Below are 21017 nucleotides of genomic sequence, written 5' to 3'. Positions count from 1 at the left end.
ATGCGGGGCGTGTGAAGGTGGGATCAGGTGTTCTGTACGTGCTGCGGGGCTGTCGCGTCATAATGTGATAACCTTGTTCCCTCAATTGCTTCGTTGCGACGCGACGCCTGACCCACGATGGCCTGAGAGCTTAAGTCATGGAAATCTTCAGCGCCTTTGGCGCAGCGACGAGTTCGCTCGTCGGCTATATCGTTCCCTTCCTCTTCGTCCTGACGCTCGTGGTGTTCATCCACGAGCTCGGACACTTCCTCGTCGGCCGCTGGTGCGGCGTCGGCGTGCAGGCTTTTTCCATCGGCTTCGGCAAGGAGCTCATCGGCTGGACCGACCGGCGCGGCACGCGCTGGAAGATCTCGGCTATTCCGCTCGGCGGCTATGTGAAATTCGCCGGCGACGCCAATGCCGCTAGCATGCCGGATCGCGAGGCCCTCGACCATCTGAGCGAGGAAGAGCGCCGGGTCAGCTTTTTCCACAAGTCGGTCGGGCGCAGGGCGGCGATCGTCGCTGCCGGTCCAATCGCCAATTTCCTCTTGGCGATCGCCATCTTCGGCGGCGCGGCCTATCTCGGCGGACGGCAGGTGCTCGTGCCGAAGGTCGAGGCGGTGCAGCCGGGAAGTGCAGCGGAACGAGCCGGGTTTCACGGTGGTGATCTTATCCTCTCCATCGACGGCGAGCCGATCACCGCCTTCGCCGATATGCAGCGCGTCGTGAGCGGCCGCGCCGGCGAAACCATGAGCTTCCAGGTCGAACGCGACGGACAGGAGATCACCTTGTCCGCCGCCCCAGACCTGCGCGAGATCACCACGCCCTTCGGACCCCAGCGCATCGGCGTGCTTGGCCTGCAGGCGGCATCCGGCGATCCCGCCAACTGGCATGTCCAGCGCTTCGGCCTCGTGGAGTCGCTCCAGGTCGGTGCGAGCGAGACGTGGTTCATCGTGGACCGAACCGCCGTTTATGTGGCAAGACTCTTCAGCGGCAGAGAATCAACGGATCAGCTTTCGGGCCCCATCCGCATCGCCGAAGTGTCGGGCAAGGTTGCGTCCGTTGGCGGGTTCTTCGCGCTTCTCAATCTGGCGGCGGTGTTGTCGGTGTCGATCGGCCTGATCAATCTGTTTCCGATCCCGCTGCTCGATGGGGGGCATCTTCTGTTCTATGCGATCGAAGCGTTGCGTGGCCGGCCCCTGAGCGAGACCGCTCAAGAGATCGGCTTTCGCATCGGCCTCGCACTCGTGGTGATGCTGATGCTGTTCGTGACCTGGAACGATCTCGCGCATCTTGGGCTGAGCTTCGGCCAGAAGGCGACGTGACCCGGAGGTCACGGTACGCGGGGAAAAATTTGTTAACGGTGTTTGTACGTTTGCATGGACGAGTAAACTCTGTAGAAGCGTTATTCGCCCTATGGGATTGATGCGGGCCGTTAATTCGGCAGAGAAAAGAACAAAGAGGCGGCACCTGATGACGCTGACGACCAAAAGAAGCCAGCACCTGGTAAAGGGGCTTCGCACGGGACTTCTGGCGCTCTCCCTCTTGGTGGGGTTCGCCAGCAGTGCATCGGCGCAGTCCGTTGTCGTTCAGGGCAATCGGCGGGTCGATGCCGACGCCGTTCGGTCCTACATCACAAATCCCTCGGCTTCTCCGGCGGAAATCCGCAGCGCACTGATCGCCTCCGGCATGTTCCGAAACGTGCAGGTAGCGAAGCGCGGCGGCAATATCGTCGTGACGGTGTCGGAAAACGACCTGATCAACCGGGTTGCCTTCGAAGGCAACAAGAAGCTCAATAAGGACGTCTTGGGCTCGGAGGTGCAGACCCGGGCGAATTCGCCTTACAGCCAGGCCACCGTCGACGCCGATATCCAGCGCATCCGCGAGATCTATCGCCGGTCCGGGCGCGGATTGGCCTCGGTTACGGCACGCACGGTCGATCTGCCGAACGGTCGGCTCGACGTCGTCTTCACGATCGACGAGGGCGACAAGACGGGCGTCAAGGAAATCAATTTCGTCGGCAATCACGCCTTCTCCAGCTCGAAGCTGCGCGGGCTGATGACGACCACCGAGATGAACTTCCTCTCCTGGCTGAAAACGTCCGACGTCTATGATCCGGACCGTCTCGCCGCCGACGAGGAGCTCATCCGCCGCTATTACCTCAAGAACGGCTACGCCGACTTCCGCATCGTGTCTGAGAATGTGGTCTTCGACGAGGCCAAGGGCGGCTACATTGTCACCATCACGGTCGATGAAGGGCAGCCTTATCGGGTCAGCAATGTGCGGGTCGAATCCAATATCCCCGCCGTGCCGTCGGCGGAACTCGATCGCTACGTTACGACTGACCCGGGCGACGTCTACAACGCCGAAGCGGTCGAGAAGTCGCTCGACCGCGTGACGACCGAACTCGGCCGTCGCGGCTATGCCTTCACCCAGGTGCGCCCGGCCGGCGTTCGTGATCCCGCAACCCATACCATCAGCATCGACTACATCGTCGACGAGGGACCGCGGGTCTATATCGAGCGCATCAATATCCGCGGCAACACGCGCACCCGTGACTATGTCATCCGGCGCGAGCTCGACATCGGCGAAGGCGACGCCTTCAATAAGGTTCTTATCGACCGTGCCCTGCGGCGCCTGAACAACCTCGGCTATTTCAAATCGGTGCGTATCACCAACGAGCCGGGGTCGTCCCCCGATCGCGTGATCGTCAATATCGATGTTGAGGATCAGCCGACCGGCCAGTTCTCGGTGTCGGGTGGCTATTCGACCGCGGATGGCTTCATCGGCGAGGTCGCGGTCTCCGAGTCGAACTTCCTCGGCCGCGGGCAATATGTGCGCCTCGCCGGCTCGTGGGGCCAGCGTGCCCAGGGCGTCGACTTCTCCTTCACGGAGCCTTACTTCCTCGGCCAGCGCATGGCCGCCGGCTTCGATCTGTTCTCGAAATACACCGACAACACCCAGTACTCGCGCTACACGAACCGCGTCACCGGTGGTCAGCTGCGACTTGGCTTGCCGATCGACGAGAGCACGACGGTCACGCTGCGCTACTCGCTCTATCAGTCGAACCTCAAGATCCCGAACGACACGGACGATCCTTATAACGACTGCTGGTATCCGATCCCCGGCATCACGGGCGCTTATCCGAGCTGTATCTACAACGGCGAGGCCTCGGTCGCTATCAAGGAAGCTGCGGGCGAGACGATCACGTCGCTGGTCGGTGCAACGCTCACCTACAACACTCTGGACAACGTCCGGAATCCCCACTCGGGCCTCTACATCGAAGTCAAGCCGGACGTGGCCGGCGCTGGTGGCGACTCCCGCTTCATCCGTGCGACCGCTGAGGCGCGCTACTATCGCGAGCTCTTCGATGACGTCGTCGGTTTGGTCCGCATCCAGGGCGGTCGTGTGCAAGCCTTCGGCGACAAGGACCTGCGCATCGTCGACAACTTCTTCCTCGGCCCGTCGCTGGTGCGCGGCTTTGCCCCGTCGGGCATCGGTCCGCGCGACATGAACGGCGACTACGAGGCGAATGCCCTCGGCGGCACGACCTACTTCGGCGGTTCGCTCGAGGTGCAGTTCCCGATCTGGGGCCTGCCGCGGGACCTCGGACTGCGCGGCGCGGTCTTCGCCGATGCCGGTACGCTGTTCGGCTATAACGGCGCAACGAACTTCAATCCGCCGGGCGTGCCGTCTTATTGCCCGCAGGCCGGAACTCCGTTCGCCGACTATACGAACCAGCCGACCTGCATCAACCTGCTCGACAAGAAGACGATCCGGTCATCGGTCGGCGTGAGCTTGCTCTGGCAGTCCCCTCTCGGTCCGCTGCGCTTCGACTATGCTTGGGTGCTGTCGAAGGCCACGGGCGATCAGACGCAGCAGTTCCGCTTCTCGGGCGGCACGAGCTTCTGAGTGTATGGGTTCGGCGCGGGGCGGCCCCATTCGATGGGGCCGCCCTCCCGATTCGAGATGTCGCGTTTATGACGGATCCGGTCTTTTTTCCGCGTGTGGCTCAGCCCACCTTGGCTGAGCTTGCCGCTCTCGTAGGCGTTGCGCTACCCGCCGGCGAGGCCGGGGATTTGCGCATTGGCGGGGCAGGGCCGTTGGAAACGGCCGGGCCTGCCGACATCGCCTATATGGACAATCCGCGCTATGGCGATGCCCTGGTCGCGACCCGCGCAGGCGCTTGTTTCGTCTCGCAGCGTTTTGCACCCAGAGTGCCCGCGTCGGCTGTCGCGCTGGTCACGCCCGAGCCATATCGTGCTTTTGCCAGAGCGCTTGCCTATCTCTTTCCGTCCGCCGCGCGGCCGCAATCGGCTTTCGGTGCCGTCGGCATTTCACCCGGCGCCTTTGTGCACGCGTCGGCGCGCCTCGAGCCCGGCGTCGTCGTCGATCCGGGGGCGGTCGTCGGTCCCGAGGCGGAAATCGGAAGCGGCACCATCATCGGCGCCAATGCGGTCATCGGCCCACAGACGCGGATCGGCCGCGATGTGAGCATCGCCCCCAATGTGTCGGTGCTCCATGCCCTCCTCGGCAACAGGGTGATCCTGCACGGCGGAGTGCGCATTGGCCAGGATGGCTTCGGCTTCGCCATGGGGCCGGGCGGCCATGCCAAGGTGCCGCAGATCGGCCGCGTCATCATCCAGGACGACGTCGAGATCGGCGCGAACACGACGGTCGATCGCGGCGCCAGCCGCGACACGGTGATCGGTGAGGGCAGCAAGATCGACAACCTGGTGCAGATCGGCCATAACGTCGTCATCGGGCGTCACTGCGTGATCGTGGCGCAGGTCGGGATCTCCGGGAGCGTGACGATCGAGGATTTCGTCGTGCTCGGCGGTCAGGTCGGCGTCATCGGCCATGTGACGATCGGGGCGGGCGCGCAGATCGCCGCGACCAGCAATGTCGCGACTGATGTTCCTGCGGGAGAACGCTGGGGCGGAACGCCGGCCAAGCCGGTGCGGGAGTGGTTCCGCGAGGTGACGAGCCTCAAGAACCTTGCCGCCCGGCAGGATCCACGGGACAAGACCAAAGGCCGCGCGTGATCGCCTGGAAGGGGAGATGCTTTTCATGACGGATGTGCCGGCAAGGCTCGAAACCGCGGATATCCTGCAGATTCTGAGCTATCTGCCGCATCGCTATCCCTTTCTGCTCGTCGACAGGATCATCGAGATGAAGGGTGATGAATCCTGCATCGGCATCAAGAACGTGACCTTCAACGAGCCGCAGTTCTCGGGCCATTTCCCGAGCCGTCCGCTCTATCCCGGCGTCTTCATGATCGAAGGCATGGCGCAAACGGCCGGCGCGCTCTGTGTCGCGGCGCAGCTCGCCGAGAAGGCGAGGCCGAAGGAGGTTTATTTCATGACGATCGACAAGGCCAAGTTCCGCAAGCCCGTGGAACCCGGCGACACGGTCGAGTACCATATGAAGAAGCTCAACAACCGTCGCAACATGTGGTGGTTCCGCGGGGAGGCGAAGGTTCGCGGCGTGCTCGTCTGCGAGGCCGAAGTCAGCGCAATGCTCGTGATCGAGTGAGCGTATGAGCAATATTCACCCGACGGCGATCATTGAGGCTGGCGCGCAGCTCGGTGAGGGCGTGCGTATCGGTCCATTCTGTGTCGTCGGCCCCGAGGTCGTCCTCGGTGACGAATGCGAGCTGGTGAGCCATGTGGTGGTCGCCGGGCAAACGACCATCGGCCGGGGTAGTCGCATCTTTCCCTTCGCCTCGATCGGCCATCAGCCACAAGACCTGAAATACCGCGGCGAGCGGTCGACGCTGACCATCGGCAACGACTGCATCATTCGCGAAGGCGTGACCATCAATCCGGGCACGGAAGGCGGTGGGCTCGCCACCGTCGTCGGCAATAGCTGCGCCCTGCTCGCCAATTCGCATATCGGCCACGACTGTCGGGTCGGCGATCACGTCATCCTGTCGAACAACGTGATGCTCGCCGGTCATGTCACCCTGGGTGACCATGTCATCGTCGGTGGCGGCGCCGCGATCATTCAGTTCGCGCGCGTCGGCAGCCATGCCTTCGTCGGCGGCCTCTCCGGCGTCGAGAACGACGTCATCCCCTATGGCATGGTTCTCGGCAACCGCGCGCATCTTGCTGGTCTGAACATCGTCGGGCTGCAGCGCCGTGGCTTTTCCCGTGAGGACATACACAGCCTGCGGCGCGCCTACCGCCTGCTCTTCGGCGGCGATGGCACCTTCGTGGAGCGCGTCGACGAGGTCGCCGCTGAATTCGAGCAGAACACGGTCGTCGTTGACATGGTCGAATTCATCCGCGCCGGCGGCAAGCGCTCCATCTGCACGCCGCGCGAGGTCCAGGAGGGGTGAGCCCGGAGGATGGCGCGCCGGGCCACAGCCAGGCCCCGCGCGCGGCCGGACCGGTCGCTTTGCTGGCCGGGGGAGGGGCGCTGCCGGGACTTCTCGCCGAGGCGCTGATACGCCGTGGCCGTCCCGTTCGGATCCTTGCTTTCCGCGGTTTCGCCGAGCGGGCGCTGGTGCGTCGCGCCGACCTCGTTGTGGACCTCATCGACTACAAGCGATCTTTTGCGGCGCTCAGATCCTGGGCTCCGGCGGAAGTCGTGCTCGTCGGCCCCGTCAACCGGCCGAAGCCCGGCGCCTTCATGGGTGCGCTTGCCGCCTTCCGCAATCGCGAGGAGATCGCCGCGATTCTCGGCTCTGGCGACGATGGGCTTCTGACCGGCGTCGTGCGCGTGCTTGAGGACCAAGGCTTCGTCGTCAGTGGCATCGACAGTCTCGCCCCGGAACTGCTTGCCCAATCCGGGCAGCTCGGCGCAGTCGCGCCCGATGCCGAGAGCCGGGCGAGCATCGCCGTCGGCCTTGCCGCGCTCGCGGCGCTGTCGCCCTTTGATGTGGGCCAGGCGGTTGCCGTCTGTGCCCGCTGGATTGCCGCCATCGAGGGGCCGGAAGGCACCGACGCCATGCTCAAACGTGTGAGGAGCCTGCGCTCCGGCCGGCGCCTGCGCGCCATCCACGGCGGCGTTCTCGTCAAGGCTCCGAAGCGTGGCCAGGACCTGCGGGTCGACCTGCCGACGATCGGGCCGCGCACGGTCGTCCGGGCCGCAGCGGCGGGGCTGCGGGGCATCGCGATCGCGGCAGGCGCCACACTGGTCATCGACCCGGAGCGTACCGTCGCCGAGGCTGATAGGCGCGGGCTCTTCCTGATCGCGGTCGACGAAGCGGGAGCATTCGACACCGCGCCCGGTATCGATGCCGCGGGAGCGCGAGGGGCACCATGAGCTCCGTCAAGATCTTCCTGGTGGCGGGCGAGGAATCCGGCGATCAGCTTGGCGCGAAGCTCATGGCCGCCTTGCGCCGGCGACTGCCGGACAAGATCGCCTTCTCCGGCGTCGGCGGCCATGCGATGGCCGCCGAAGGGCTCGTCAGCCTCTTTCCCCTCACGGATATCGCGGTCATGGGGTTCTCGGCCGTCATCGGCCGGCTGCCGACGCTGATCCGGCGCATCGACCAAACCGCCGCCGCGGTGCTCGCCGACAATCCCGACATGCTCGTCATCATAGACAGTCCGGATTTCACCCATCGCGTGGCCAAGCGCGTGCGCCGCGCGCGACCCGACCTGCCGATCGTCGATTATGTCAGCCCGACGGTCTGGGCCTGGCGGCCGGGGCGGGCCCGCACCATGCGCGCCTATGTGGATCATCTCCTGGCGCTCCTGCCTTTCGAGCCTGCCGCCCATCTGCGGCTCGGCGGGCCGACCTGCAGCTATGTCGGGCATCCATTGATCGAGCGGCTCGGCGAGCTGAGGCCAGCGCCTGGCGAGCGCAGCGAACCGGGAAGCGGCGAGGCCACGGTGCTAGTGCTGCCTGGCAGCCGGCGGTCCGAGGTGACGCGTCTGATGCCGGTCTTCGGCGAGACGGTGGCGCGCGTCACGCAACTGTCGGGAGTCCCACTGCGCTGGATTCTTCCAGCCGTGCCCCATGTCGCGAGCCTGATCGAGGAGGCGGTCACGCGCTGGCCCGTTCGCCCGGAGATCGTCACTGGCGAGGCAGCTAAATATGCGGCCTTCCGCAAGGCGACGGCGGCGCTAGCCGCATCCGGCACGGTGACGCTGGAACTCGCCCTCGCGGCCATCCCTATGGTGGTCGCCTACAAGGTCTCCCGGCTCGAAGTTCAGGCCCGGCATTTCATTACGGTGAAGAGCGCGAGCCTGCCGAATATCATCCTCGACGAGCCGGCCGTGCCGGAATTCCTGCAGTGGGACTGTGTGCCGGAGCGGCTCGCATCCGCGCTTCTGCCGCTCATCGGGGACACGCCGGAGCGGCGCGCACAGGTCGCCGCCTTCGACCGCGTCGCCGACGCCATGAGTATCGGCATGGAAAAGCCGAGCGAGCGAGCGGCCGACATCATCGCCCAGCTGCTCGCAACAAAAAAGGGGCCCTGAGGGCCCCTTTCGGTAGTGCTCGGTACGCGCCTCGTCGAAGGCTTACGAGCGCTGCGCCATCGGCACATAGCCGCGCTGCGGCGAACCCGTATAGAGCTGGCGCGGACGGCCGATCTTCTGGGAGGGGTCCTCGATCATCTCCTTCCACTGGGCGATCCAGCCGACGGTGCGCGCGAGCGCGAACAGCACGGTGAACATGGAGGTTGGGAAGCCCAGCGCCTTAAGGGTGATGCCCGAGTAGAAATCGATGTTCGGATAGAGCTTCTTCTCGACGAAATAATCGTCGTGCAGCGCGATGCGCTCAAGCTCGAGGGCGACGTCGAGAAGCGGATCGTCCTTGATGCCGAGCTCGCTGAGGACCTCATGCGTCGTGCGCTGCATGATCTTGGCGCGCGGATCGTAGTTTTTATAGACGCGGTGGCCGAAGCCCATGAGCCGGAACGGATCGTTCTTGTCCTTGGCCTTCGCGATATACTGCGGAATGCGCTCGGGGGTACCGATCTCGGCCAGCATCTTGAGCGCCGCCTCATTGGCGCCACCATGCGCCGGCCCCCAGAGGCAGGCGATGCCGGCGGCGATGCAAGCGAAGGGGTTGGCGCCGGACGAACCGGCCAGGCGCACCGTCGAGGTCGATGCGTTCTGCTCGTGATCGGCGTGCAGGATGAAGATGCGGTCGAGCGCGCGGGCGAGCACCGGATTGCTGACATATTCCTCGCAGGGCACACCGAAGCACATGCGCAGGAAGTTCGACGTGTAGTCGAGATCGTTCTTCGGATACATGAACGGCTGGCCGACGGAATATTTATAGGCCATGGCCGCCAAGGTCGGCATCTTGGCGATCATGCGCATCGAAGCGATCATGCGCTGCTGCGGATCGGAGATGTCCGTAGAGTCGTGATAGAAGGCCGAGAGCGCGCCGACCGAGGCCACCATCACGGCCATCGGATGGGCGTCGCGCCGGAAGCCCTGGAAGAAGCGGTTCATCTGGTCGTGAACCATCGTGTGACGGGTCACGACATAGTCGAACTCCGCCTTCTGACTGGCGGTGGGCAGTTCGCCGTAAAGCAGAAGGTAGCAGGTTTCGAGAAAGTCGCCGTGTTCGGCGAGCTGCTCGATCGGGTAGCCACGATAGAGCAGGATGCCCTCGTCGCCGTCGATATAGGTGATGGCGGATTCACAGCTTGCCGTCGAGGTGAAGCCCGGGTCGTAGGTGAACATCCCGCTGTGCTTGTACAAGGCAGCGATGTCGACGACGCTCGGGCCTATCGACCCATGCTTGACGGGTAGATCGATGGCCTGGCCATCAACAGTCAAGGTGGTTGCCTTGTCGCTCATGGGTATTTCCTTTTGCTGAGACCCAGCGAAGCCGTGGCCGCCGAACCTAGGAACGATGCAAAAGTCCTGCGGCAATGAACTACAGGCCGGCCGAGAAGCTATGTACTTTGCTGTCCGGCCCGTTTCGGACATGTAAAACGGCCTGATCGACAAAGAAATCGCTCAGGATCAATAGCTTGATGCCCGCTCTCCCCAGAGAAGTCATCAATGGTCGCCCATGCTCTAGCTCATCCGCGACGGGGGTTCAAGCAGGCCCGGGTCATGGCAGCTGATCACTTATGCGCGCCAGGCTCTCCTCACGTCCCAGGACCGTCATCACGTCGAAAAGGCCGGGCGATGTGCCCCGTCCGGTCAAGGCCGCACGCAGCGGCTGCGCCAGCTGGCCGAGCTTAAGCCCAGCCTCGGCGGCAGCCTGACGGACGGCATCTTCGATGGTTGCCGCGTTCCAGTCGCTCAAGCCCTCGAGGATCGGCAGCACGGATGCAAGGCGCTGCCGGCCTTCGTCGTTCAGGATGGCGGCTGCCTTGGCATCGCAGGAAAGCGGCCGCTTCGCATAAAGAAACCAGGCGCCGTCGAGAAGTTCCACCAGCGTCTTGGCACGCTCCTTGAGGCCGGGCATGGCCGCGAGGAGCTTCTCTTTCAGCGCCGGGTCGAATGACGGCCCAAGCCCGCGCTCCGGGCCGATCTCCGGCAGAATATCCTCGATCGCCTTGACCAGCGCCCCGTCGTTCGCCGCGCGCATATAGTGACCGTTGATATTCTCGAGCTTGGCGAAATCGAACCGGGCCGGTGAACGGCCGATGGAGCCGAGATCGAAAGCCGCCATCATCTCCTCGGTCGAGAAGATCTCCTGGTCCCCGTGGCTCCAGCCGAGCCGCACCAGATAGTTGCGCAGCGCCTCCGGCAGATAGCCCATGGCGCGGTAGGCATCGATGCCGAGGGCGCCGTGCCGCTTCGACAATTTCGCCCCGTCCGGCCCCAGGATCATCGGCACATGCGCCATCTCCGGCGCCGGCCAGCCGAGCGCGTCGTGGATCTGCTTCTGCCGGGCGGCATTGGTCAAATGGTCGTCGCCGCGGATCACATGGGTCACACCCATGTCGTGGTCGTCGACGACGACGGCGAGCATATAGGTCGGCGTGCCGTCGGAGCGCAGGAGCACGAGATCGTCGAGATCCTTGTTCTGCCAGACGACGCGTCCCTGGACGTGATCCTCGACGACCGTCTCGCCTTCGGTCGGCGCGCGCAGCCGGATCACCGGCTTGACGCCGGGCGGCGCCTCCGCGGGCGAGCGATCGCGCCAGCGCCCGTCGTAGCGCAGCGGTCGGCCGGCGGCGCGCGCCTCCTCGCGCATCGCTTCGAGCTCCTGCGGGGTGGCATAGCAATAATAGGCGTGGCCGCTGGCGAGGAGCTCCTCCGCCACCTCACGATGCCGCGCCGCGCGGGCGAACTGGTGGATGGCCTCGCCGTCCCAGTCGAGGCCGAGCCATTTCATGCCGTCGAGAATGGCGGTGATCGCCGCATCCGTCGAACGTTCGCGGTCCGTATCCTCGATGCGAAGCAGCATCTTGCCGCCGTGCCGGCGCGCATAGAGCCAATTGAACAATGCGGTACGGGCCCCGCCGATATGCAGGAACCCGGTGGGGGAGGGGGCGAAACGCGTAACGACGGTTCCGGTCATCTCAGATGTCTGCTCTCTCGTACGAGGATGAACGGACGACGGCAGGAGCTCCCCTCAAAGAAGCTCTCGCCAGCGGTGGCGCGTCGTGTAGCATGATGCCTTCCCGGGGGTAAGAACTGTTTCCCGAAGTCCCATGTCGTCACGCGAGCCGGTCTCCGCCGCTCTAGCCGATGGTCGCGCCCGTGCTGCCAGACGATGGCTGGCCGCTGCGGCCGGCGACGACCCCGCACAGCGGCTTCTCGGAGCCCTCCGGCGGGCGCTTGCCCTTGAGGCGGAACGGCGACGCCTTTTCCTTTGGCTGCCGGTTGCCTTCAGTGCCGGCATTCTCCTCTATTTCGCCGCCGACGCCGAGCCCTCGTTGTGGCCATCGCTCACGGGGGCGGGGTTGGCGGCGGCAGCTGCCTTCGCGTTGGGTCGTCACCCACGCGCGATGAATATGGCGATCGCCGTGGCTATGGTCATGGGAGGCTTCGCGACCGCCACCTGGCGCACCCGTGAGGTATCGGCGCCCGTCCTCGCGCGGCCGATGATCGCCAAGCTGCGCGGGCTCGTACTCTCTGTCGACCAGCGGCCGGCTGGCCCGCGCATGGTCCTGCGCGTCGAGACCTTCGGCAGCCTCACTATCGCCGAGCGGCCCGTACAGGTCCGCGTGTCCATGAAGCCGGGCACATCGGTGAAGGCCGGCGACTTCATCGAAGCCACGGCGCGCCTTCTGCCGCCGCCCACGGCCGCCCGGCCGGGCGGCTATGATTTCGCCCGCGACGCCTTCTTCGACGGCCTCGGTGCCGTCGGCTCCCTTGTCGGCAAGGTGACGGTCGCCGCGCCGCCCGCGCCACCGGATTTCTGGACGGCTCTCGCCATCGCCGTCGATGTTGCCCGCAACCGGCTGACGGACCGTATCGCCCAAGCCTCCGGCGGCCAGGAGGGGGCGCTCGCCGCCGCCCTGGTCACCGGCAAACGCGGGCTGATCACGGAAGACGTGAATGACGCGCTGCGTGCCGCCGGCATCTATCACATCGTCTCCATTTCAGGGCTGCACATGGCGCTTGCCGCCGGCAGCCTGTTCTGGGCGGCGCGCGCGGTGCTCGCACTCATCCCCGGCCTCGCGCTCGTCTGGCCGGTGAAGAAACTCGCGGCCCTCGTCGGCATGACAGGCGCCATCGCCTATTGCCTCTTCTCCGGCGCGGAGGTCGCCACCCAGCGTTCGCTCGTCATGACGCTCGTCATGATGGGCGCCATTCTCATCGACCGCCCGGCTCTCTCCATGCGCAATCTGGCGCTTGCGGCGCTCATCTGCCTTGCTATTCGGCCGGAGGCGCTGCTCGGTCCGAGCTTCCAGATGTCCTTCGCGGCGGTTGCCGGCATGATCGCCTTCGCAGTCCAGCCATCGGGGCTGTTTGCCGGGCGTCCCGCAGGGGCCGGAGGATTGGCACCGCTCCACGGCATCGGGCGATGGGCCTTCCTTGTCATCTTCACCACGGCGATTGCTACCATCGCGACCGCTCCCTTCAGCGCCTATCACTTTCAGACGCTGAACCCGCTCGGTCTCCTCGGCAACGCCCTGGCGCTACCGCTGATCGAGCTCGCGGTCATGCCGCTGTCGGTGCTCGGGATCTTCGCTTCCGCCTTCGCCCTCGATCAACCCGTCTGGTGGCTCATCGGCCAGGCGACGGCGCCGGTGCTCGCCGGCGCCAAAATGGTCGCCCTGCTCGACCGCTCAACCGTCATCGTGCCGGCGCTCGCGCCCGCCGCTCTCGCCTTCTTCAGCGCGGCCATCGTCTGGTCCACGCTCTGGACGACCGCCCTGCGGTGGTTGGCGATCGTCCCGGCCGCCCTCGGCGCCCTGTCGGCGCTCGCTCCCAGTCGGCCCGATGTCTATGTCGATCGCAGCGGCGCCGGTGCGGCTGTCCGGGAGAAGAGCGGACAATTGATCGTCCTCGGCCGGCCTTCCGATTTCGTTCTCGAACAATGGCTCAGAGCCGACGGCGACGGGCGCGCGACCGATGACCCGGGCCTGCGCGGCGGTGCCCTCTGCGACCGCTTCGCCTGTGTCGCGAAGCTCCCCGACGGGCGCAGCATCTCGCTCGTCCGTGACAAGCGCGCATTCCCCGACGATTGTCGGCGTGCGGTCGTCATCGTCACTCCGCTCGTCGCCCCCAATTCCTGCGCGAGTGCTACGGTGCTCGACCGCCGCGCACTCGACCAGTCGGGCGCCACCACGCTCACCGCCACCGCCGAAGGCTTTGCACGTGTCACCGCAAGTTCCACCGCGCAGCGCCCCTGGACCGGAACCAAGCCACACCGGCCAGCTTCGCCGGCGCCCGCGCCGCCCCCGCGACCACGGATCGACAATCTCGACCCACTTGATGCCATCCCTTCAGCGGCAGCCGACATCGACGACCCGTCGGGAGCAACGCCCACCGGCGATGCGCCAGGCGGCGAGGGCGATTCTCATACGCCGTGAGCGTCGACCAGCGATCAGCAGTTCTATCGCGGGCCGACCGGCAATCGATCAGTAGCGCCGCAGAAGGCTCACGAGCTTGCCCTGGATCCGCACGCGGTCGGGACCCAAGACGCGTGTTTCATAAGATGGATTGGCCGCTTCGAGCGCAATGGATGACCCGCGCCGGCGTAGCCGCTTCAGGGTCGCCTCCTCATCGTCGATGAGGGCGACGATGATGTCGCCCGTATCGGCCGTCTCCTGACGGCGGATGACAACCGTGTCGCCGTCAAGGATGCCGGCTTCGATCATCGAATCGCCACGCACCTCCAGGGCGAAGTGCTCGCCGCTGGTGAGCATCTCCACCGGCACTGCGATGGTGCTGCTGCGGGATTGAATGGCCGAGATCGGCGTGCCCGCCGCGATCCGGCCCATGACGGGGACGGGGACCATCTTCGGCGAGGATTCGCTTTCGACAGCCGCCGGTGGCAGGCTGCGCACGCGACCAAGCCCCCCCTCGACAACGCTCGGGCTGAAGCGCCCGCGCGGCGTGATCGCGCCATCGGGCAGACGAATGACCTCGAGTGCCCGCGCCCGATTAGGCAGCCGGCGGATGAAGCCGCGCTCTTCGAGCGCAATAATGAGCCGATGGATACCGGACTTGGACTTGAGATCCAGTGCCTCTTTCATCTCATCGAAGGAAGGCGGCACGCCGGTCTCGCGCAGCCGCTCGTGGATGAAGCGTAGAAGCTCGTTTTGCTTGCGCGTCAGCATCTGCCGTGAACCCCACCTTGGTCGTGGCCACCGTGGCCGAGATCATCCGGTTTCAAGATCCGATCAGGACTGTTGGCCAGATATCACTTTTGGCTAAGCGTCATTGTTGGCCAAGAGTCGGAAACAAATCATGAACGACCATAGCTGTTCCCTGTGTGTTCCGCAAGAGTTAAGGCAACGGGACGTGCATGGATAGCCTCGAGGCGTGCAGGCCCTATGCCCCCGGGGGATGAACAGGCAGAGCGGCCTCCTCGCTATTTTCCGCACTGGTCCCGTCATGGGAGAAAGTCGGCGACTGGGAGCCGAGACGCGACTGTTGCCTTTGACGGGCCCTCACGTGGCGTTTCGAAAGCCATGATTCACGCCCTCGTCGCGGTTTCAGACCTGTATCAGACCGGATTAGATACCAGTATCCTGGTGGTCCTTTTCCTTGTCCCAACGGACTTGGTGCGAACGTCGGCGGGCAACTGGCCTGACGCGGAATAATGAGACCGGCCGCAAAGTACCGCTACTCTGAACAGCGCCGCCGCTTGTCTTATAAGTTCCGAAGTGTGGAAAGAAATCACGGTTCAAGGCGAGCCGACGCTATGCCACGTTCGGCGTTGCGGCCCTGTCTAGGCCAAGCGTCGCCTGGATTCTGGGCCGTGCATCCGCCGAGGCGCTTGTCCACGCCTGAGAGCGGTTTTATCGAATGCACCACTTGCGGCTCGGCTATGCATCCGCTACGATACATGTATCACGAGATGGTGCTGCCATGACCTCAGATAAGACCGGACTGCTGGTACAAGCGCTTCGCGAGGCAATCGAGCGGGGCACTTATAAGCCTGGAAGTGCAATTCCTTCGGAGCGGCAGCTCATGGAGGAGTTCTCCCTGTCGCGGACAACCATCCGACGGGCAATCGATGAACTGGTGAGTGCCGGCCAGCTCGAGCGACGGCCTGGCAGCGGCACCTTCGTGACCGAGCCTATGCGGCCGTCTGCCGTTGCATCCAGTCACTCGCCGACACTGGCGCTGATCATTCCGACCTTCTCGAGCCCGTTCTATGGCGAGATGATCGACGGGATGGAACAGGAGGCGCGCCGTCATGATCTGCGCATCATGGCGAGCCAGTCGGCCTATTCGCCGGATAGCGAAAGCGACCACTTGTCGGCTGCCGCGGCCGATCCGGCCGTCCGGGGAGCCATCGTTGCACCGGCCCATGTCGACAGGCCCGTGCCCGGCGCATTGAGAATGGTGCAGGCCGGCAAGCCGCTGGTCTATCTCGGCCGCTGGCCGAGAGGACTGAGGACCGACAGCGTCAGCACCGACTATCTGGTCTCCGCTAAGCTCGCGGTGGATCATCTCATCGGACTAGGCCACCGGCGGATCGCCTATGTGGAAGGTGCGCCGCATCTGCCCGGTTTTTCCCCCTTCAGCGGTTACCACGAAGCGCTGAAGGAGGCGCGCATCGCGCTCCAGCAGGATCTCGTCTGCCTCCCTGACTTGCCGTCGGAGGAAGCGGGCCAAGAGGCGATCGCGGGGCTCATTCGCCGTGGCATCGACTTTACCGCCGTTTTTGCGCGCAACGATGTCACGGCGGTCGGCGTCATGCGGGCGCTGCGCGAGGCGGGGCGTCGCATTCCTGAGGATGTCTCGGTCACGGCTATCAACAACAGCCTCCTGTCGCGTTCACTCGATCCGCCGGTGACCAGCGTCGATCCTTTCCCAGCAACGCTCGGACGGCTCGCCTTCCGGCTTCTGCACGAGCGCGTCGCAGGCATCTATTCCGGGCCGCCGATTCGTATCACCCTCGATCCGACGCTCGTCGTGCGCACCTCCAGCGCGCCTCCGGCAAGATCTCAACGCAGCGACGGCTCGTTGATCACGCCCTTCATCGGCCAAGCCGCTGTTGCTGCGAGGCGATAATCGAGGGTAACGCGAAGACCTTCGGCGCGTGACGGGGGAAAGCACAATCGCCGAGATCCGGCATGCAATAGGGCTCGCTGTTTACGCGTCACGGCCTCCTGTGGGATGGGCTCAGGGCCTAAATAGTAAATCATATTCGTTATCGTCCATAAGTATAATTGAAGTTTCATAAAAGACCTCTACGAGAGAGATTATAATAATTCGAAATCCATGGGAGATGTCATGAAAGTCAGCCCGGCCCTTGTTCTGACAGCCGCGTTCCTGGCCCTGCCATTTATCGGTGACGCAGCGCTTGCCGCGCCGAAACGCGGTGGCGTCATCAATGTGGCGGTTGTCGGAGAACCGCCGACGCTCGATCCCATGGCCTCGACCACCGATCTCGTCGGCATGGTGACACAACACATCTTCGAGACGCTCTATACCTTCGGCAAGGACTGGAAGATCGTGCCGCTGCTCGCCGAAGATCTTCCGCAGGTCTCGCCGGACGGCAAGATCTACACGATCAAGCTGAGATCCGGCATCACCTTCCACGACGGCAGCGCGATGACGTCGGAGGATGTCGTCGCCTCCCTCAAGCGCTGGACGGAGGTTGCGACCCGCGGCAAGCAAACGGCGCCGAAGATCGCCGCGATCGAAGCACCCGACGATTCGACCGTCCGGATCACGCTGAAGGAGCCTTATGCGCCGCTGCTCGCGCTGCTCGCCTTCAACAATGCGGCGGCCGTCGTCCTTCCGGCTGAAGACCAGGCCGTGCCGCTCGTCAAGGTCGTCGGGACCGGCCCTTATGTGCTGAAGGAGCGCCGAGCCGATCGCTACATCCAGCTCGCGCGTTTCGACGGCTATAAATCACGCAGCGGCGAAGCAGACTTTTACGGCGGCGCGCGCAAGCAATATCTCGACGAGATTCGCTTTGTCCCGGTCCCGGATCCCAACACGCGCGTCCAGGGCGCGATTGCCGGCCAGTTCACCTATGCGGATTCGCTGCCGGTCGAGTCGTTCGAACGCCTCAAGGGCGGCAAAAGCGAAGCCGTCGTGCTCAAATCCTTCGGCTGGCCGGTCTTCATGATGAACACCAAAGAAGGTCTTCTTGCCAATCTGGATATGCGCCGCGCCGTCCAGGCGGCGCTCGCGCCGGACGATATGCTGCTCGCCGCCTTCGGCTCGAAAGACTTCTATTCGCTGGACGGCGCGCTTTATCCGGAAGGCTATATTTGGCACACGGAAGCCGGTGCCACACTCTATAATCAGGCCGATGCCGAGAAGGCGAAGGCTCTGCTCGCGGAGGCCGGCTACAAGGGCGAGCCGCTCGTCATCCTGACGAGCCGCCAATATCCCTTCCACTACAAGATGGCGGAAGTCGCCAAGGCCTATCTCGAACAGGCCGGCTTCAAGGTCGACATGCAGGTGGTGGACTGGGCAACCCTCACCGATCGGCGCGCCGATCCCAAGCTCTGGAACATCTACATCACGCACAGCCCCTTCCTGCCGGAGCCGGCGCTGTCGAGCTACATGTCGGATGCCGCCCCGGGTTGGTGGGCGAGCGATCTCAAACATCAGACCGTCGGTCCTTTCAACACCGCGGTCGATCCGACCGAGCGAGCGAAACTGTTCGCGAAGGTGCAGGAGGCCGTCTTCACCGAAGTGCCCTTCTACAAGGTCGGCAATTTCAACGCGCTCTCCGCGAAGGCGCCGAACCTCCAAGGCGTCACACCGGCCCCCTGGCCATTCTTCTGGAATGCCTGGCTGGAGTAGGCGCCAGCGAGTTGCCGGGCCCGCAGTGGCCGAGTGTGCCTGATCAGACCGACCGTAGAGTAGAGTTATCCCGGGACTTTTGACATGATCGACGCCTCTTTCCCCTCCACTGAGCCGATCGCCGTGCTGTTGCGTGACGTACGGCCGGTGGGCTTCGGCGCCGATCAACGCGGCGACCCGACCGACATCCTGATCGACGCGCAGGGCCTGATCGCAGCAGTTGGCCGATCCATCTCCCCAACCGCGGGGCAGCGCGTGATCGACGGCAGGGGCGCCTATGTGTCACCGGGCTGGGTCGATCTGCACGCCCATGTCTGGCACGGCGGAACGGATATCTCGATACGGCCGTCGCAGGCGGGCATGCGCCACGGCGTCACGACGATCGTCGATGCGGGGTCGGCGGGCGAAGCCAATTTCCACGGCTTTCGCGAATATGTCATCGACACCGCGCCCGAGCGCATCCTCGCCTTTCTCAATGTCGGCTCCATCGGCCTTGTCGCCTGCAACCGCGTCAGCGAGCTCGCCGACATGCGCTCGATCGATCTCGAGCGCGCGCTCAAGGTCATCGACGCCAATCGCGACGTCATCGTCGGCATCAAATGTCGGGCGAGCGGCGTCATCCTCGGCAGCTGGGGCATCACACCGGTCAAGATCGCCAAGAAGCTCGCCCGCATCGCCGGGCTGCCGATGATGGTGCATGTGGGCGAAGCGCCGCCGACCTTCGACGAGGTGCTCGAGCTGCTCGATCCGGGCGACATCGTCACGCACTGCTTCAACGGCAAGGTCGGGTCCTCGATCGTCGAGGACCGCCATCTCTGGGATCTCGTCGTCAAATGCGCCGAGCGGGGCGTGCGCCTCGACGTTGGCCATGGTGGCGCATCCTTCTCGTTCAAGGTGGCGGAGACGGCCATCGAACGCGGGTTGATGCCCTTTTCCATCTCGACCGACCTGCATATGCGGTCGCGCGATTCCATGGTGTGGGACTTGGCTACGACGATGTCGAAGCTGCTGTCGGTCGGCATGCCGCTGGAGGCGGTCGTGACCGCCACGACCACGGCGCCGATGTCGGCGGTCGGCCTGCCGACGGACGGTCTTCTCGGCATCGGCAGGCAGGCGGAACTGACGATCTTCGATCTCGTCGATGCCGATCTCGCGGTCGAGGATGCCCAGGGCCAGACGGCGACCCTGCGCCGCCTGTTCGAACCCCGTTTCGCGATCATCGGAAGCCGCGTTGTCGAGGCAGCCCGCTATCAGCCGGCGGCACCGACCGGGCGCTACCGGCTGTCCTGTTGCTGAGGAAAATACCTTTCAAAGTTGCCGCCGGGGGAAGGGGGCGATCCATGGGGATCTCGAAGGAGGACATAGGGCAGCCGTCGTCCAATGCCTTCTTCGGGGTCCCCATGGATGCGATTCAAGGCCCGGCAAACCCTCCATGTGCGCTCGATAGAGCGCTCCACCGAGCCGCCTTCGGCGCCGGGTAAAGCACCATCGGGAGATCGCAGTGAGCACCACGGACATCCGCAGCGCATTGGGCCTCAGGCCGATCATCAATGTGTCGGGCACGATGACGGCGCTCGGTGCCTCGATCGTCGTGCCCGAGGCGGTGGACACCGTCGCGCGCATCCTGCCGCAATTCGTCGAGATCAACGATCTGCAGCGGCAGGCGAGCCGCGTGATCGTGCGCCTCTGCGGTAGCGAGGCAGGCTTCGTCACCGCTTCCTGTTCGGCCGGCATCACACTGGCGGTGGCCGGCGCCATGACGGGAGCGGACCTCGCCGCCATCGAACGCCTGCCGGATACGCGAGGGCTGAAGGACGAGGTGGTGATCCTGTCCGGCCATCTGGTGGGCTACGGAGCACCCGTCGAGCAGGGCATCCGGCTCGCCGGTGCCAAGGTCGTGCCCGTCGGCCAGGTGACGAGCGCCCAGGCCTACCAGCTCGCCGGCGCCATCACCGAGCGAACCGCGGCCGCCGTCTATGTCGTCTCCCACCACACCGTGCAATTCGGGCAGATCCCGCTCGATGAATTCGCGATGATCGCCCATGAGCGGGGCGTGCCGGTGATCGTCGATGCCGCCTCGGAATATGACCTGCGCGGCTTTCTGGCCAAGGGAGCGGATGTCGCACTCTACTCCGCGCATAAATTCCTCGGCGGGCCGACCGCCGGCATCGTTGCCGGCCACAAGGATCTCGTGCGCGCCGCCTTCCTGCAGAATACCGGTATCGGCCGGGGCATGAAGGTCGGCAAGGAAAGCATAGCCGGCACAATAGCCGCGCTGGAAGCCTGGGAGCGCCGGGACCATCAGGCGGTGCGGGCGCGGGAGAGGGCGGCCCTCGCGCTCTGGCAGCGCGAGCTGGCGAGCCGCACGGGGATTACCGCGACCATCGTCGCCGATCCCACCAATAACCCGCTCGATCGCCTCAAACTGGCGGTCGATCCCCAGGCCGCGCATATCACCGCCTGGGACTTGACCGATGTACTCGCCGCCGGCGCACCGCCGGTTATCGTGCGCGACCACGAGGTGGAGCACGGCTATGTCTTCCTCGATCCCTGCAATCTCCATCCTGGCGAGGAGGAGGTCGTGGCGCAGCGGATCGGCGAAGAGCTCGACCGGGCGGCCCGCTCGAATACCATTATCGCAACGTCCCTGATCGAGCGGAGAAAGCGGCGCGTTGACAGCCTGCTACGCTGGCCGGACTGAGTAGGGCACTTACTGCC

General features: G+C 64.8%; 15 protein-coding genes. 12 read left to right on the top strand and 3 right to left on the bottom strand.

Annotation, left to right across the window (positions count from 1 at the left end; translation table 11 throughout):
• The first annotated feature begins 137 nt into the window (after positions 1-137).
• The 7 genes from rseP to lpxB all read left to right on the top strand — a co-directional run bounded on the left by rseP (position 138) and on the right by lpxB (position 8411).
• On the top strand, positions 138-1304 hold the full coding sequence (gene rseP, locus ACFQU1_RS24400; protein WP_378137682.1) for an RIP metalloprotease RseP: 1167 nt from the start codon (positions 138-140) through the stop codon (positions 1302-1304).
• A 145-nt stretch (positions 1305-1449) separates the two neighbouring features.
• Positions 1450-3891 (top strand): outer membrane protein assembly factor BamA, encoded by a 2442-nt coding sequence (gene bamA, locus ACFQU1_RS24395; protein ID WP_378138354.1) that lies wholly within the window; start codon positions 1450-1452, stop codon positions 3889-3891.
• A gap of 68 nt (positions 3892-3959) precedes the next feature.
• Entirely contained in the window at positions 3960-5024 is a 1065-nt protein-coding gene (gene lpxD / locus ACFQU1_RS24390) for a UDP-3-O-(3-hydroxymyristoyl)glucosamine N-acyltransferase (RefSeq protein ID WP_378137680.1), read from the top strand.
• A gap of 16 nt (positions 5025-5040) precedes the next feature.
• Positions 5041-5514, top strand: a complete 474-nt coding sequence (gene fabZ, locus ACFQU1_RS24385; RefSeq protein ID WP_378137678.1) for a 3-hydroxyacyl-ACP dehydratase FabZ — start codon at positions 5041-5043, stop codon at positions 5512-5514.
• 4 nt (positions 5515-5518) lie between these two features.
• Positions 5519-6319 (top strand): acyl-ACP--UDP-N-acetylglucosamine O-acyltransferase, encoded by an 801-nt coding sequence (gene lpxA / locus ACFQU1_RS24380; protein ID WP_378137676.1) that lies wholly within the window; start codon positions 5519-5521, stop codon positions 6317-6319.
• A complete protein-coding gene (locus ACFQU1_RS24375; protein WP_378137673.1) occupies positions 6316-7248 on the top strand; it encodes an LpxI family protein in 933 nt (310 codons plus the stop codon). Before lpxA ends, ACFQU1_RS24375 begins: the two co-directional genes overlap by 4 nt.
• Positions 7245-8411, top strand: a complete 1167-nt coding sequence (gene lpxB, locus ACFQU1_RS24370) for a lipid-A-disaccharide synthase (protein WP_378137671.1) — start codon at positions 7245-7247, stop codon at positions 8409-8411. Before ACFQU1_RS24375 ends, lpxB begins: the two co-directional genes overlap by 4 nt.
• A 42-nt stretch (positions 8412-8453) precedes the next feature.
• On the opposite strand, the gene gltA is transcribed toward lpxB, so the two are convergent.
• Together gltA and gltX are read right to left on the bottom strand one after the other, a co-directional pair.
• The gene (gene gltA, locus ACFQU1_RS24365) at positions 8454-9746 is read right to left on the bottom strand and encodes a citrate synthase (protein WP_378137669.1); all 1293 of its coding nucleotides are present in this window, start codon (positions 9744-9746) and stop codon (positions 8454-8456) included.
• 259 nt (positions 9747-10005) lie between these two features.
• Positions 10006-11427 carry a glutamate--tRNA ligase gene (gltX, locus tag ACFQU1_RS24360; RefSeq protein WP_378137667.1) on the bottom strand — a complete coding sequence of 474 codons (1422 nt, stop codon included), beginning with the start codon at positions 11425-11427 and terminating at the stop codon, positions 10006-10008.
• 133 nt (positions 11428-11560) lie between these two features.
• Between gltX and ACFQU1_RS24355 the strand changes: the two genes are divergently transcribed.
• On the top strand, positions 11561-13891 hold the full coding sequence (locus ACFQU1_RS24355; RefSeq protein ID WP_378137665.1) for a ComEC/Rec2 family competence protein: 2331 nt from the start codon (positions 11561-11563) through the stop codon (positions 13889-13891).
• Between the two features lie 48 nt (positions 13892-13939).
• On the opposite strand, the gene lexA is transcribed toward ACFQU1_RS24355, so the two are convergent.
• Positions 13940-14641: a transcriptional repressor LexA gene (gene lexA, locus ACFQU1_RS24350; RefSeq protein ID WP_378137663.1), complete on the bottom strand. Its 702-nt coding sequence runs from the start codon at positions 14639-14641 to the stop codon at positions 13940-13942.
• Between the two features lie 754 nt (positions 14642-15395).
• Here lexA and ACFQU1_RS24345 point away from each other — a divergent pair.
• The 4 genes from ACFQU1_RS24345 (at position 15396) to ACFQU1_RS24330 (ending at position 21000) form a co-directional block, all read left to right on the top strand.
• Positions 15396-16547: a GntR family transcriptional regulator gene (locus tag ACFQU1_RS24345; RefSeq protein WP_378137661.1), complete on the top strand. Its 1152-nt coding sequence runs from the start codon at positions 15396-15398 to the stop codon at positions 16545-16547.
• A gap of 222 nt (positions 16548-16769) precedes the next feature.
• A complete protein-coding gene (locus ACFQU1_RS24340) occupies positions 16770-18299 on the top strand; it encodes an ABC transporter substrate-binding protein (RefSeq protein WP_378137659.1) in 1530 nt (509 codons plus the stop codon).
• A gap of 84 nt (positions 18300-18383) precedes the next feature.
• Positions 18384-19595, top strand: coding sequence for an amidohydrolase/deacetylase family metallohydrolase (locus ACFQU1_RS24335; protein ID WP_378137657.1), 1212 nt, complete (start codon positions 18384-18386; stop codon positions 19593-19595).
• A 205-nt stretch (positions 19596-19800) separates the two neighbouring features.
• Positions 19801-21000, top strand: a complete 1200-nt coding sequence (locus ACFQU1_RS24330; RefSeq protein WP_378137655.1) for an aminotransferase class V-fold PLP-dependent enzyme — start codon at positions 19801-19803, stop codon at positions 20998-21000.
• Positions 21001-21017 lie beyond the last annotated feature (17 nt).

Source organism: Chelatococcus sp. GCM10030263, from assembly GCF_042666455.1.
In the GTDB taxonomy this organism is placed as follows: Bacteria; Pseudomonadota; Alphaproteobacteria; order Rhizobiales; family Beijerinckiaceae; genus Chelatococcus.
The sequence above is the reverse complement of the archived record's forward strand: the minus strand, read 5'-3'. Positions and strand labels throughout refer to the sequence as shown.

Coding starts and splice junctions, on each gene's coding strand:
- lpxD (WP_378137680.1), top strand. CDS start 3,960: ATGACGGATCCGGTCTTTTTTCCGCGTGTGGCTCAGCCCACCTTGGCT.
- lpxA (WP_378137676.1), top strand. CDS start 5,519: ATGAGCAATATTCACCCGACGGCGATCATTGAGGCTGGCGCGCAGCTC.
- ACFQU1_RS24355 (WP_378137665.1), top strand. CDS start 11,561: ATGTCGTCACGCGAGCCGGTCTCCGCCGCTCTAGCCGATGGTCGCGCC.
- lexA (WP_378137663.1), bottom strand. CDS start 14,641: ATGCTGACGCGCAAGCAAAACGAGCTTCTACGCTTCATCCACGAGCGG.
- rseP (WP_378137682.1), top strand. CDS start 138: ATGGAAATCTTCAGCGCCTTTGGCGCAGCGACGAGTTCGCTCGTCGGC.
- fabZ (WP_378137678.1), top strand. CDS start 5,041: ATGCTTTTCATGACGGATGTGCCGGCAAGGCTCGAAACCGCGGATATC.
- ACFQU1_RS24340 (WP_378137659.1), top strand. CDS start 16,770: ATGAAAGTCAGCCCGGCCCTTGTTCTGACAGCCGCGTTCCTGGCCCTG.
- lpxB (WP_378137671.1), top strand. CDS start 7,245: ATGAGCTCCGTCAAGATCTTCCTGGTGGCGGGCGAGGAATCCGGCGAT.
- gltA (WP_378137669.1), bottom strand. CDS start 9,746: ATGAGCGACAAGGCAACCACCTTGACTGTTGATGGCCAGGCCATCGAT.
- ACFQU1_RS24345 (WP_378137661.1), top strand. CDS start 15,396: ATGACCTCAGATAAGACCGGACTGCTGGTACAAGCGCTTCGCGAGGCA.
- gltX (WP_378137667.1), bottom strand. CDS start 11,427: ATGACCGGAACCGTCGTTACGCGTTTCGCCCCCTCCCCCACCGGGTTC.
- ACFQU1_RS24335 (WP_378137657.1), top strand. CDS start 18,384: ATGATCGACGCCTCTTTCCCCTCCACTGAGCCGATCGCCGTGCTGTTG.